Genomic DNA, 12,889 nt, shown 5'->3' with positions numbered 1-12,889 from the left:
AAGCGGGAAGCGGGAAGCGGGAAGCGGGAAGCGGGAAGCGGGAAGCGGGAAGCGGGAAGCGGGAAGCGGGAAGCGCAAGAGCATCCTGCCGCCTGGGGTGCGATGCAACTGGGCAGTAGTACCGGCGTCCGACAGCATTCGTTGGCGGCGCCGCTGCGTTGCGCGACCCTGGCCCGTGGCAACTGCAGCCGCTTCGACGATTTCCGGCGTCCAGGAGCCGATCCGCAGCCAAACTGCGTCCATCCCACCACAACGTGCTGCAAGGTCAGGCATCCGCTGCTGCGACCTGCGTGGCACGCCAGCCGATCAGAGAATCGGTACCAGCCCGGCGCCGAAAGCGGTCAGCATGCGCACCAGCAGCCACTTCGGGCCGACATTGACCTCCGGGAAATCGCCCACCGCCACATAGCACTGGCGGAACTGCGGGTCCTGGCGCTTGAGCGGAAACGGACAATCCGGGCCGGGCTGGAACTGGTAGTTGGTGGCGTAGCGCCATGGCCAGAAGTCCAGCACCGGCAAGGCTTCGGAGACCTTGCCCACGCTGTAGTTCAACCCGCTCAACACCGGCGGCTTTTCGCGCGGCGCCACCGTCCACGCATTTTCCGGAGCGATGTCGCGTTCGATGCTGGCAGCCAAGGCCTGCGCAAAGCGCGCATCGTCGATCACCACGGCCGCTTCGGTGTTGTAGTTTTCGCTGCGCGGGTCGAAGTTGTGCGTCCCGATCACGCCGATGCGGCGATCCACCACCAACGACTTGGCATGCAAGCCCATGCGCGCACCGGCGCGGGTCACCGGCAGCGGCTTGTTGACCGCGCGCGTGCCCAGGAACGAGGGCCGCGTTTCGGTCCGCAACACGCGCCGATCGACTTCGCTCCCGCCCGGCGCACGGCCGCCACCACTGCCGCGCAGCACGCTGCCGGCGCTCGCGCTGGCGTTGCCCTCCGGGCCGCTGCTGCCGCGCATCGCATTGCCCGCTGCGCTGCCGCCGATCAGGCGATTGTTGCGGCTGTCCTGATTGACGTCGGAGGCGGGGTTGAGCGGGTCCGTCACCAGGTTGGCGTAATCCACCGGGGCATCGAGCGGAAACGGCTTGAACTCGTACACATTGAAGCCCAGCTCGCGCATGTTGCGGCGTTTGAACTTGTACGACAGCGCATACACGATGGGGTTGTCGGTGGCGGCCAGGCTATTGGTCGACACCACGATGCGCGGCGGCTGCGGGTGTTTGCGCAACGTGCGGAAGATCGCCTGCGCCTGGTCGGACAAGACCAGGTAGGGGGTCTGCAGCAGCACTTCCTGCTGCGCGCCGGCAATCAGGCCATCCAGTTCCGGCGCCGTGGACACTGCCTTGGCCGCATGTTCCCGGCGGTGTTTTTGCGGCAGATCGGCCACGTACAGCACACGCTTCACCGGCATGGCCGGGGTCACGAAGGCGTCGCGCACGAATTGCGGGTCGCGCGCTTCGCGGTCCACTCGCGCCACCCGGTCGGGCCGGCGGAACTCGGCCGGCGGCATCGTCGGCACGCCCTGCTCCAGCAGCAGGCGCCCGACATCGTTCAGACGCTCGGCCGGTACGCTGCGCCGGGCACGCCAGAACGCATCGAAATTGGCGGCCATGGCGCGCACTTCCGGCCCGGCCAGAATCACGTCGCGGTCGCGGAAGTTGTACTCGCTGTCCCAGTCGTAATAGTCGTCCTGGTAATTGCGCCCACCGACCACGCCCAGCACGTCGTCCACCACCAGCAGCTTGTTGTGCATGCGCTGGTTGAAGCGGCGGAAGCAACACAGCACGCTGCCGGCATAATCGAAGTAATTGAGCTTGACCTTGCCGAAGGTGGGGTTGTAGATGCGCAGCTGCAGGTTTTCATGGCTGCTGGCGAGCGCACCGAGAATCTGCAGATCGGCGATCGCCGACAACTGATCGATCAGGATGCGCACCTTGACCCCGCGCTGGGCGGCGTCCACCAGTGCGTCCAGCACCATGCGCGCGCTGTCGTCCTTATCGAAAATGTAGGTCTGCAGATCGATGCTGCGGGTGGCGCTGCGGATCAGGTTGAGCCGGGCCACCAGCGATTCTTCGCCATGGTCGACGATGGTGGCGTAATGCCGCGGCGCTACTGGTGTGGAGGCGGTGATCGCTTCGCCGCCCAGCGCGCGCAATGGCGAGGGTTGCGCACAGCGATTGGCCTGGGTGCAATTGACCACCGTGCTGCGTGCCGCAGCGGCGACACCGGCGGCACGGTTGCGTTCGGTTTGTGACAGGCTGGCGCATCCGGTGCCGAGCAACAACGTTGCCAGCACGCAAACCCTCAACAGATACGTCACGGGCGCCGCGCCTCCTGCAAGCGCCCACGCAGAATGAACGTCACCCTGTCGCCCAGGGCCATCTGCCACGCATTCATTCCGTAACGTCCACGCAGGACCGTCCCTCGACTGATCACGTCGCAATCATAGCCCGGCCGCGTGCATTCGGCCGGCACCACATGCAGCGTTTCCAGATGCGTGATTCCGCGGATGGTCAGGTTGCCGACGATGTCGCCCCCCTGCTTCACCACTTCGTCGACATACGGCAGCGACTCGAATTCGACGACCGGGTACTGCGCAACGTCGAAAAAATCTTCGCCGCGCATCCAGCTGGTGTACCGGTCCTTGCCGGGGATCTCCACCTGAGTGGCGTCCAGCCGGAAACGCACCTGCTGACGCCCATCGGCCAACGTCACTACGTCACCGCGAAAACGCGGGAAAAACCCCTCGATCTTCGTCCCGAAGCGCGTCTTGATCTCGAACCCGAAGCGCGATTGCGCCGGGTCGATGGACTGCACCTTCTGCTGCGCCATGCAGGGGAACACGACCCAGAGCGCGAGCCAGGCGTACCAGCGCAGCGACGATGACACGGATCAAGGCCACCAGAAGGCGGTCAGGCGGGCGATGCCCGGCTCGATGGTGGCGTCCAGCGGCAATGCCAGCAACGCGATCGAGGCGGTGGGCATGCCGCGGTAATCGCCGGTCTGGCCGCTGTGCATCAGCGCGGCCAGCCGTTCCAGGCCAGGGTTGTGGCCCACCAGCAGCAGGCGCTCGGCCTCGCGATGTTCGTCCACCAGGCTGGCCAGGGTGCCGGGCGTGGCCTCGTAGATGCGTTCGTCCAGCCGTTGTTCGATGTAGCCGGTGAGCTCGAGCACCGCCTCCAGGGTTTCGCGGGCGCGGCGGGCCGGTGAGCACAGCACCCGGTCGGGCACCAGCCGCTGCTCGCGTAACCAACGCCCGGCCGCTTCGGCCTCGGCAATGCCATGCGGCGACAGCGGGCGATCGAAATCGGCCTGGCCGGTATCGGCCGGTTCGGCGTGGGCGTGTCGCAACAAGATCAATTCGCGCATAGGAACTTTCCGGTTCTAGGACTTCCTGAGCCACTTGAACAGCGGCTCCCAGTCCTGTTGATGGTCGCGCACCTGCGCCGAGCGGTAGTCGAACAAGCTGCGTCCCAGCCCGGCCATCACCACATAGGCCTGGGTGTCGCGCAGTTGGGTCACCAGCGGATACGGCCAGCTGCCGATCATGTCGGCGGCCTGTTGCGACGTCTGGGTCCAGGGGCGGGCACGATTGAGCACCAGGCCCACCGGCAGTTTGCGCTGATGCACGCGCGGCACCTTGGCCAGCGTGTTGAGAAATCCGACCACCGCTTCGATATCCAGCGCCGAGGACAACACCGGCACCACGATGGCATCGACGTGGTCGAGAAAGCCGCTCAGGTCCTCGGCCATGGCGCCGGCCGGCGCATCGACGATCAGGGTATCGGTGCCGTCCGGCACGGCACTCTGCCAGCTGCGGCGCTTGGTGGCATCGATCGGCAAGACCGCACTTTCCAGGCTGGCGCGGCGCTCTGCCCAGCGGGTGGACGAGCCTTGCGGATCGGCATCTGCCAGCACGGTGCGCTGGCCTTGCAACGCCGCATGTGCGGCCAGATTGGTGGCGATCGTGGTCTTGCCGACGCCGCCTTTGGAGGCGGCCACCAGGACTGTCTTCATGCACGCCTCGCTTCCGGGAGCAAGCCGGCAGCGTACACCGCGGCAAGGTGAGGAAGTAGTCGAAACGCGTTAAACGCACTGCTGCGGGACAGCCGACGACAGCGCAGACCTCCAGCCGATGAGCGCAAGGCCTTGTGCCGCAGCTGTGCGTGGCAACGATGGGAGCCTGGCACGGCGCAAGATCGTCCACGCGTATCGCTCGGCCGCGGCGTCGCAATGCAGCATGGCGCCGATCTTGCGGCCGTTGGCGTACCACAGCTCGAACAAGCGCAAGCGCGCGCAGCACTACCGCGCTCTGGCTGCTGCCAGCATGACGGCCTTATGCCACCAGCCGCGCCAGCAGCCAGGCCCACGCAGGCAGCGTCAGCAGCGACAGCAGGATGCTGTAGCCGACCATCGCTGCAGCCAGGCGTGGCGCCAGCCGGTGCGAAATGGCCAGCGCGGCGGCGGTGATCATGGTGGGCATGGCCGATTCGAGCACATTGGTCTGCAGCATCTGCCCGCGCAGGCCCAGCACCCAGGACAATGGCAAGGCCAGGACCGGCATCAGCAGCAGCTTGAACACCAGGCCGACGGCCAAGGGCTTGAGTTCGTCGGCAGGCAGGCGCAGCTGCAGCGAAAAGCCCACCGACAGCATCACCAGCGGCAACATCGCATCGGCCAGGTTCTTCAGGCCCGAGCCAATCCAGGCCGGCGGTTGCCCGGGCATCAGGGTCAAGGCGAACAGCAGCGCCCACAACGGCGGGAACTGCAGCACGCGCATCACGATCAGGCGTGCGGTCGGCGGGGTGTCGCCGCTGTACCGGGCCAGCACATACAGCCCGAACGTGGACAGCAACACGAAGGTGCCGAACTGGTCGTAGACCACTGCATACGGCAGCGCGTGATCGCCGATCAGCGCGCGCACCATCGGAAAGCCGATAAAGCTGGAATTGGTAAACACCACACACATCAGCAGCGCGGCGTATTCGGCGCGGCCGAAGCGCAACAGGCGGCTGCAGCCCCACAGCAGCGGCACGATGATGGCGGTCAGCAGCCATGGCGTGGCAATCACCCCACCGAGCGAAGCGTCCAGATGCAGGCGCGGGACATAGGTCAGCACCGACGCCGGCAGGCAGATGTACAGCACGAAGCGATTGAGCACATCGGCGCTGTTGTCCGGCAACACCCGCAGGCGGGCGAACAGCAGGCCCAGCCCCAACATGGCCAGAATCAAGGCAAATGCGTCTACCGCCATGCGCGATCGTGTCCGTTGGAAAGCGATGCACAGGATCGCATAGCGCGCGGTGCGCATCGTTGGATGCGTTAGCCTGGCTGGGGTGCAAGGTGCACGCCGCCAAGCTCCGCTCACCTCTTGAAGCCTCAATTGCGGCATTGTTTCCATAGCGGAAGCCAGCATGTCGAACACGCGGTGCCCCAAGCGCTCCAGACAGTGCGTTGGACAGGCACCTCCTTGCCACGTGTCCCGTGATGGCGGGCGGACCAGGCCCTGCAGCAAACCCGCAGCGTCGAATGCGCGGTGCCCTCGCCGATTGCGGGACGTAGTTGCGGCGTATGTCCTGCGATTGGTGGGCGGGCAAGACCCTGCTGCCAGGCCACAGACCAGCGCTTTGCTTCTCCCGCATCGACCTCGCAACCTTGGAAAGCAAAGCGCTCAGCCATCGTTCCACTCAGGCGCACAGACCCGGTCGGCCGTTCACCGAGATGGCGGAATCGGCGCTATGCGTCTCGTTTCAAGTAAGCGGCACGCCGACGCACCAGAGAGAGGCCTGGTTGACCGGCAAAAATGCCTAGCCCAGCATCAGCCCGCTGCACCATCCGCGCCGCAGGAACTCCCCGCAGCGCGGCGAGGCACTTACGGAAACGCTGGCGGGTTGGCCTGCCAGGCCGCGAAAACCTCGGCCAGGCTGGCGCGCTCTGCTTCGCGCCATTCCGGCAACAGGCTGGCGTAGTTGGCGGGGCTGCTCCAACGGTCTGGCCAGGTGCGCACGGCTGCCGCATACCACTCGACCGCCTCCTGCTTGCGCCCGGCGCGCCAAAGCGCCAGTGCAGCCGTGGTTGGCAGCCATTCCGGCGTGGCCGGACGGCCATTGGCCAGATTGGCCCATTGCTGCAGTGCCTTGTCGGGCTGGTCGGCACGCAGCAGGTCCCACCCATAGTTCCAGGTGATGGCCCGGTACTGCTGGCTGCCGTTGGAGACCAGCGCCAGCGCGCCCTGATACAACTCATCGCCCAACTGGGTACGCCCACCGGCGTAGGCCAGCGCCGCCAACTGCGCGCGTGGATCGGCCGCGCGCGCGTCACGTTGCACCATCGCCGCCAGCCGGTCGACGACTGCATCGCCCTGGCCTTGTACGGCCACCACCGCCTTGGTGGTACTGCGGTCTTCGTCGAAATAGAACTCCTTGGGCTTGGGCAAGCTCTGCGCCTGCGCCAACGACCACACCCCTCCGAGCAGGGCCAGAGCGGCCCACGCGTATTTCCTTTTCACTGTGTTTTCCCCTGACAGCAAACGACCCCTTCCCATCCCCATCCTACCCGCAGCGCGTCGGCTGCGCATCCGCACAGGGACAGGTGCGTGAAAGCTGACTGTTACACTTTGCACCGCCGTTTTGGGATCCGTCGGGTGCATCAGATAGTTTCAGATGACATGCACCGGGGGCCCAGCCACCCTTTTCGGGCACGCCATGACCAGTACTGCTGCGCTTTCTTCTCCCGACTCTGCCAACACGCCGGAGCTCGGCCGGGTAGATGCGGACTACACGCTGGACCACAAGTACACGCGCACCGATGGGCGCATCTACCTGTCCGGTGTGCAGGCGCTGGTGCGGCTGCCGCTGCTGCAGCGCCTGCGCGATGACGCTGCCGGGCTGGAGACCGCCGGCTTCATCAGCGGCTACCGCGGCAGCCCGCTGGGCGGGCTGGACCTGGAACTGTGGCGGGCGCGCAAACACCTGGACGCGGCCAAGGTCACCTTCACTCCGGGCCTGAACGAGGACCTTGCCGCCACCATGGTGTGGGGCACCCAGCAGACCAACCTGTTCCCCGGCGCGAAAGTGCAGGGCGTTTACGGCATGTGGTACGGCAAAGGGCCGGGCGTGGACCGCAGCGGCGACGTATTCAAGCACGGCAATGCTGCCGGCACCTCGCCGTTTGGCGGCGTGCTGGCACTGGCCGCCGACGACCATGCCTGCCGCAGCTCGACCCTGCCGCACGGGTCGGAAGACGAATTCGTCAGCGCGATGATGCCCATTCTCAACCCGGCCGGAGTACAGGACATCCTGGACATGGGCCTGCTGGGCTGGGCGATGAGCCGGTACACCGGGCGCTGGATCGGCTTCAAGACGATTGCCGAAACGGTGGAATCGTCCGCCTCGGTGAACGTGGACCCGTTCGCCCGCACCATCGTGCTGCCGGAGGATTTCGCGCTGCCGGCGGGCGGTTTGAGCATCCGCTGGCCGGACCCGCCGGTGGATCAGGAGATGCGCCTGCATCGCTATGCGATTGCCGCCGCGCAAGCCTTTGCGCGCGCAAACCACATCGACAAGATGGTGCTGGATTCACCGCACGCACGCTTGGGCATCGTCACCACCGGCAAGAGCTACCTGGATGTGTTGCAGGCGCTGGAATATCTGGGCCTGGACGCGCAGGCCTGCGCGCAGATCGGCATCCGCGTCTACAAGGTCGGCATGACCTGGCCGCTGGAACCGGTGGGCATCAGCGCGTTTGCGCAGGGCCTGGAAGACATCGTGGTGGTGGAAGAGAAAAAAGCCTTCATCGAGCGCCAGATGAAGGAGCTGTTCTACAACTGGCCGGCCAGTGCCGGTGCGCGGCCGAGCATCGTCGGCAAGTACGATGAGCAAGGCGCGTGGATCCTGCCATCCACCGGCGAACTGACACCGGCCACCATCGCGGCGGTGATCGGCAGGCGCATCCTGCGCCTGCTGCAATCGAGCACGATCAATACCGATTCGATCCAGCAGCGCCTGCGCTGGATGGATGCCAAGGAAGCGGAAATGGCCTTGCCGCGCGCGCAATTCCCGCGCGTGCCGCATTACTGCTCTGGCTGCCCGCACAACACCTCCACCGCCGTGCCGGAAGGCTCGCGCGCGCTGGGCGGCATCGGTTGCCACTACATGGTGACCTGGATGAACCGCGCCACCGACACCTTCACCCACATGGGCGGCGAAGGGGTGACGTGGTCGGGGCAGGCACCGTTTACCGACACCCCGCATGTGTTCCAGAACCTGGGCGATGGCACGTATTTCCATAGCGGCTCGCTGGCGATCCGGCAGTCGGTCGCCACTGGCGTCAACATCACCTACAAGATTCTCTACAACGATGCGGTGGCGATGACCGGCGGGCAGCCGGTGGACGGCACGCTCACCGTGCCCGACATTGCACATCAGTTGCGCGCCGAAGGCATTCATGAGATTGCGGTGGTCAGCGACGACATCGGCAAGTGGACGCGGCGACGCGACCTGTTTCCGCCTGAGGTCGCGTTTCACGATCGTGGCGAACTGGACGCAGTGCAGCAGCATCTGCGTACCGTCAAAGGCGTGTCGATCCTGATCTTCGACCAGACCTGCGCGACCGAAAAGCGTCGCCGTCGCAAGCGCGGCAAACTGATCGATCCGCCCGAGCGGGTGATGATCAATTCGCTGGTGTGCGAAGGCTGCGGCGATTGTGGCGAGAAAAGTTTTTGCGTGTCGGTGTTGCCGAAGGAAACCGAATTCGGGCGCAAGCGCCAGATCGACCAGTCCAACTGCAACAAGGATTATTCCTGCGTCTCCGGCTTCTGCCCGAGCTTTGTCACCGTGCATGGCGGTGCGCCGCGCAAGGGCAAGCGGCGCGACGCCAGCACGCTGCTGGACGCGCTTCCCGAGCCGCCCAGGCGCACCACGCTGGAACGGCCCTGGAATATCCTGATTACCGGCGTCGGCGGCACCGGCGTGGTGACCATCGGCGCGCTGCTCGGCATGGCCGGGCATCTGGAAGGCAAGGGCGCCACGGTGCTGGACCAGACCGGCCTGGCGCAAAAGGGCGGCGCGGTGACCACGCATATCCGCATCGCACGCCAGCCCGCCGACATCCATGCCGTGCGCATCGCGGCAGGCGAAGCAGACCTGGTACTGGGCTGCGACATGGTGGTGGTCAACGATTATTGGGCACTCTCCAAAGTACGCGATGGCCGCACCCAGGTGGTGCTCAACACCTACGAAGCAATGCCGGGCACATTCACCACGCAACCGGACCTGCAGTTCCCCGCTGCCGAGATCATCGCCGGTGTACGCACCGCTCTCGGTGGCCAGGAGCCGTTGTTGCTGGATGCCACGCAGTTGGCAACGGCGTTGCTGGGCGACGCCATCGCCAGCAATCTGTTCGTGCTCGGCTACGCATGGCAGCACGGGTTGGTGCCGTTGTCGCATGCGGCGCTGATGCGCGCGATCGAACTCAATGGTGCAGCCGTTGCGATGAATCAGCAGGCGTTCGCCTGGGGGCGCCTGGCGGCGATCGATCTGCCGGCGGTGCAACGCGCTGCGGGTCTGGCCGGTGCCGACGCGCCTGCACATCTGCATGGCGATACACCGTACGCACGCGGACCAGGCAGCTGGGAAGAGCACGATCTCAGCGGCCAGAGCGCGCCGCGTGCGCTGGCGCAGACCGATGGCAGCACGCTGCATGGCGAGGTCGCTGCGCCGGCCGCGCCGCTGGACGACGAGCAGTTGGCGCACTCGCTGGACGAGGCCATCGCGCGTCGCGTCGCGTTCTTGACCGACTACCAGGATGCCGCCTACGCGCAACGTTATCGCAGCCTGGTCGAGCGCGTACGCACACACGAGCTGCAGCGCGCGCCCGGCAGCAATGCGTTGACCGAGGCGGTGGCCCGCTACGCCTTCAAGCTGATGGCCTACAAGGACGAATACGAGGTGGCGCGGCTGTATACGCGTGGCGATTTCCAGCGCCGGTTGCAACAACAGTTCGAGGGCGACTACACGCTGCGCTTCCATCTGGCGCCGCCGTTGCTGGCAAAGAAAGACGCGCACGGCAACCTGATCAAACGCGAGTACGGGCCGTGGATGTTCACCGCCTTCAAGCTGCTGGCGCGGTTGAAGTTCCTGCGTGGCGGCAAGCTCGACGTCTTCGGCTACAGCGAAGAACGGCGTGGCGAGCGTCAGCTGATTGCCGATTACAGCGCAACCGTGCACATGCTGCTGGAACGGCTGGACGCCGATAACGTGGGTTTGGCCGCGCAGATCGCCAGCATTCCGGAGCACATTCGCGGCTATGGCCACGTCAAGCATGCGCATCTGCAGGAAGCCAAGGCGCGCGAAGCCGCGCTGCTGGCGCAGTGGCGCAATCCCAAGGCGTTGCATGTGGTGCAGGCGGCTTGACGTCGCCGAGCGATTACATTTTGTTGATGTAGTCGCTCGACGACATGAAGTGTGGAGATGGCCGGGCCCTTGCGTGGAAAAATGCAAGTTGATGTAAGCGATCGACGACATTGCAGCAATGTCGTCGATCGCTTACATTGCACTCATGGATACTGTCCGCACGCCTTCCGATATCGGTAATATCATCCGTGCCAGGCGCAAGCGCCTGGGCTGGGATCAGGCTCGCCTGGCCCACGAAATCGGCGTGAGCCGGCAATGGATCGTCGATATCGAGAAAGGCAAGCCGCGCGCGGAGTTGCAATTGATCCTGCGGGCGCTGCAGGCGCTGGGGCTGGAGTTGATGTTGGGCCCAGGCGTTGCCCAGGTTTCGGAGGTGCGCGTGCCTGATCGCGACACCGTAACGCCGATCAATCTCGACGCGATCATTGAACATAACCGGGCCAATCCACCATTGGGAACGACCGTTTTCAATGCGTTCAACAACAACATCTTCAAGAATCAATTCTCGCCGTTCGATGCGCTGAAAAACACTGGCTTAGATAAATATCCCCCGATTATCGGTGCAAGCGTTAAAAAGAATCCAGCCAATGAACACTTGCATAAGCAGTTCTCAGCAACGAATCGCTTGAAGATTGGCGAGACAGTAGCTGATAGTTTGAAGATCAGCGAGGCAGAGAAAATATCCAAGGTCATCTCGCCATCTTCCAAAAAGAAGGGCGTTCCGTGAGACTGGTCGCGCTGATCGAAAACCAAACGATCGGGCACCTCGCGTCCGACCCGCACGGGCATCCACGATTCACCTACGCGCCGGACTGGCAGCATTCAAAGAGTGCGATACCGCTGTCTTTGAACCTTCCCCTCAGCAGGGAACATCACCCGACCGAGGCGGTCAGTGCAGTGCTGTGGGGCCTGCTGCCAGACAACGAAGCCACCTTGCAACGCTGGGCCTCCAGGTTCCAGGTCTCGCCGCGCAATCCGCTCGCCCTGTTGTCGCATGTGGGCGAGGATTGCGCTGGTGCGGTGCAGTTCGTCACCGAAGCGAGGCTCGAAGATGTGCTGTCCGGCGCCAGCGATGGCATCGAACCGCTCACCGATGGCGAACTGGAAGCACGCTTGCGCAGGCTGCGTCAGGACATCGGTGCGGCGCGCCAAGTCGATGACGTGGGGCAGTTCAGCCTGGCCGGCGCGCAGGCCAAGATCGCATTGCTGCACGACGGCCTGCAGTGGGCCATCCCGGCCGGACGCATCCCGACCACGCATATCCTCAAACCACCGAGCGGCGAATACGACGGGTTCGTCGAGAACGAGCTGTTCTGCCTGCGCCTGGCACGTAGCTTCGGACTGCCGACTGCACATTGCCAGGCGCTGCGCGTCGGCGCTGAGACCGCCATTTGCGTCGAACGTTACGACCGCATCCTTATCGACGGAGCGCTGCTGCGCATCCACCAGGAAGATATCTGTCAGGCGCTGGGGGTGATGCCGCACATCAAGTATCAGAACCAGGGCGGTCCTGGGGTGGAAGCGATATCACAACTCTTATGGACGCACTCGTCGCAACCGCGGCAAGACGTCGAAACCTTGTTCCAGGCCCTGGTCTTCAATTATCTGATCGGCGGCACCGATGCACATGCGAAAAACTATTCACTGCTGCTCGGCGTGGGCAGGCAGGTTCGCCTGGCGCCGCTATATGATATTTCCAGTGCTCTGCCGTATCCCCAGCTGCAGCGACGTCGGATCAAGCTGGCAATGAAGATGGGCAGCCATTATCGCTGGTGGGACATCCGTCCAAGTGACTGGATACAGGTCGCCAGCACATTGCGCCTGGATGCATCTGAGTGCCTTGCATGGATGCGCGGTGCCGTTAGCGACATGCCCGATCGAGCGCACGACCTCCTTGCCTCGCTTGCGCGAGAAGACGTCGCGCACCCGATCCTGGATGCTCTGGTGGAGGACATCGCCAATGCATGCAGCCGTATCCGCAAGCTGTTGCAGCCGGACTGATCGGTTTAGAGCGACTAGCAAGACGTAGCGAGCAGCCGTCGGGTGGGCGCGGACGGCGCGCAGGAACCGGAATGTACGAGTGGTACATGCCGATTCCGAGCACCGGCGCCGCGCCCGCCTGGCGGCTGCGCAGTAGTGTTGTTAGTTGCTCTTAATCCCGTTACACATGGTAGCTGGCGCATCCAATCGATGGGTCGTCAGTCGAAATGCGGCCCGCGCATCAGGCGAATCGGTCCGCGAACATCGGGCAGTTGCACCGTTCTGCCTTGCTGGGTGACACGAACGACGCCAGCGCAGGCGGCAGCTGCGGCCACCGCACGCACCTGGGGCATCAGGCTTCGCCACACCGCTGCGTCATCGCTCAACGCGCGCGCCACTTCCGAGGGACAGATCGATTGCTCGGGCCGACGTTGCGCAAGCAAGCGCCGGATCGACGCGGCAACCTGCGCATCATCGGGCGATTGCACGCCC

At 64.7% G+C, this 12,889-nt stretch carries 10 protein-coding genes and 1 other RNA gene; 3 read left to right on the top strand and 8 right to left on the bottom strand.

Features of this window, described 5'->3' with window-relative positions:
* Positions 1 to 306: 306 nt before the first annotated feature.
* The 6 genes from EO156_RS14600 to EO156_RS14570 form a co-directional block, all read right to left on the bottom strand.
* Complete coding sequence (locus EO156_RS14600) at positions 307 to 2,325, bottom strand: phospholipase D family protein (protein WP_029827816.1); 2,019 nt, start codon at positions 2,323 to 2,325, stop codon at positions 307 to 309.
* The gene (locus EO156_RS14595; RefSeq protein ID WP_003488454.1) at positions 2,322 to 2,894 is read right to left on the bottom strand and encodes a YceI family protein; all 573 of its coding nucleotides are present in this window, start codon (positions 2,892 to 2,894) and stop codon (positions 2,322 to 2,324) included. Before EO156_RS14595 ends, EO156_RS14600 begins: the two co-directional genes overlap by 4 nt.
* Positions 2,895 to 2,897: 3 nt before the next feature.
* Positions 2,898 to 3,374, bottom strand: a complete 477-nt coding sequence (locus EO156_RS14590) for a histidine phosphatase family protein (RefSeq protein WP_003488452.1) — start codon at positions 3,372 to 3,374, stop codon at positions 2,898 to 2,900.
* A 15-nt stretch (positions 3,375 to 3,389) separates the two neighbouring features.
* Positions 3,390 to 4,022 (bottom strand): ParA family protein, encoded by a 633-nt coding sequence (locus tag EO156_RS14585; protein ID WP_003488448.1) that lies wholly within the window; start codon positions 4,020 to 4,022, stop codon positions 3,390 to 3,392.
* 319 nt (positions 4,023 to 4,341) lie between these two features.
* The gene (locus EO156_RS14575; RefSeq protein ID WP_026006842.1) at positions 4,342 to 5,259 is read right to left on the bottom strand and encodes an AEC family transporter; all 918 of its coding nucleotides are present in this window, start codon (positions 5,257 to 5,259) and stop codon (positions 4,342 to 4,344) included.
* Positions 5,260 to 5,877: 618 nt separating this feature from the next.
* Complete coding sequence (locus EO156_RS14570; protein ID WP_016849078.1) at positions 5,878 to 6,513, bottom strand: hypothetical protein; 636 nt, start codon at positions 6,511 to 6,513, stop codon at positions 5,878 to 5,880.
* Positions 6,514 to 6,709: 196 nt separating this feature from the next.
* Here EO156_RS14570 and EO156_RS14565 point away from each other — a divergent pair, with 196 nt between their 5' ends.
* From EO156_RS14565 to EO156_RS14555, 3 genes are all read left to right on the top strand, one after another.
* Positions 6,710 to 10,417 (top strand): indolepyruvate ferredoxin oxidoreductase family protein, encoded by a 3,708-nt coding sequence (locus EO156_RS14565; RefSeq protein ID WP_033483008.1) that lies wholly within the window; start codon positions 6,710 to 6,712, stop codon positions 10,415 to 10,417.
* A 145-nt stretch (positions 10,418 to 10,562) separates the two neighbouring features.
* Positions 10,563 to 11,144, top strand: a complete 582-nt coding sequence (locus tag EO156_RS14560) for a helix-turn-helix transcriptional regulator (RefSeq protein ID WP_026006841.1) — start codon at positions 10,563 to 10,565, stop codon at positions 11,142 to 11,144.
* Entirely contained in the window at positions 11,141 to 12,418 is a 1,278-nt protein-coding gene (locus EO156_RS14555; protein ID WP_016849075.1) for a HipA domain-containing protein, read from the top strand. The genes EO156_RS14560 and EO156_RS14555 overlap by 4 nt, the downstream gene beginning before the upstream one ends.
* Before the next feature lie 12 nt (positions 12,419 to 12,430).
* Here EO156_RS14555 and EO156_RS14550 read toward each other — a convergent pair.
* Together EO156_RS14550 and EO156_RS14545 are read right to left on the bottom strand one after the other, a co-directional pair.
* Positions 12,431 to 12,506: non-coding RNA, sX9 sRNA (locus tag EO156_RS14550), on the bottom strand.
* Between the two features lie 109 nt (positions 12,507 to 12,615).
* A complete protein-coding gene (locus EO156_RS14545) occupies positions 12,616 to 12,885 on the bottom strand; it encodes a DUF3253 domain-containing protein (protein WP_016849074.1) in 270 nt (89 codons plus the stop codon).
* Positions 12,886 to 12,889: the final 4 nt, after the last annotated feature.

The sequence above is a fragment of the Xanthomonas sp. DAR33341 genome, from assembly GCF_003992815.1.
In the GTDB taxonomy this organism is placed as follows: domain Bacteria; phylum Pseudomonadota; class Gammaproteobacteria; order Xanthomonadales; family Xanthomonadaceae; genus Xanthomonas; species Xanthomonas cissicola.
The sequence above is the reverse complement of the archived record's forward strand: the minus strand, read 5'-3'. Positions and strand labels throughout refer to the sequence as shown.

Bases quoted from the DNA above. Each gene is read 5' to 3' on its own strand.
- EO156_RS14585 (WP_003488448.1), bottom strand. From the start codon at position 4,022: ATGAAGACAGTCCTGGTGGCCGCCTCCAAAGGCGGCGTCGGCAAGACC.
- EO156_RS14590 (WP_003488452.1), bottom strand. From the start codon at position 3,374: ATGCGCGAATTGATCTTGTTGCGACACGCCCACGCCGAACCGGCCGAT.
- EO156_RS14560 (WP_026006841.1), top strand. From the start codon at position 10,563: ATGGATACTGTCCGCACGCCTTCCGATATCGGTAATATCATCCGTGCC.
- EO156_RS14565 (WP_033483008.1), top strand. From the start codon at position 6,710: ATGACCAGTACTGCTGCGCTTTCTTCTCCCGACTCTGCCAACACGCCG.
- EO156_RS14575 (WP_026006842.1), bottom strand. From the start codon at position 5,259: ATGGCGGTAGACGCATTTGCCTTGATTCTGGCCATGTTGGGGCTGGGC.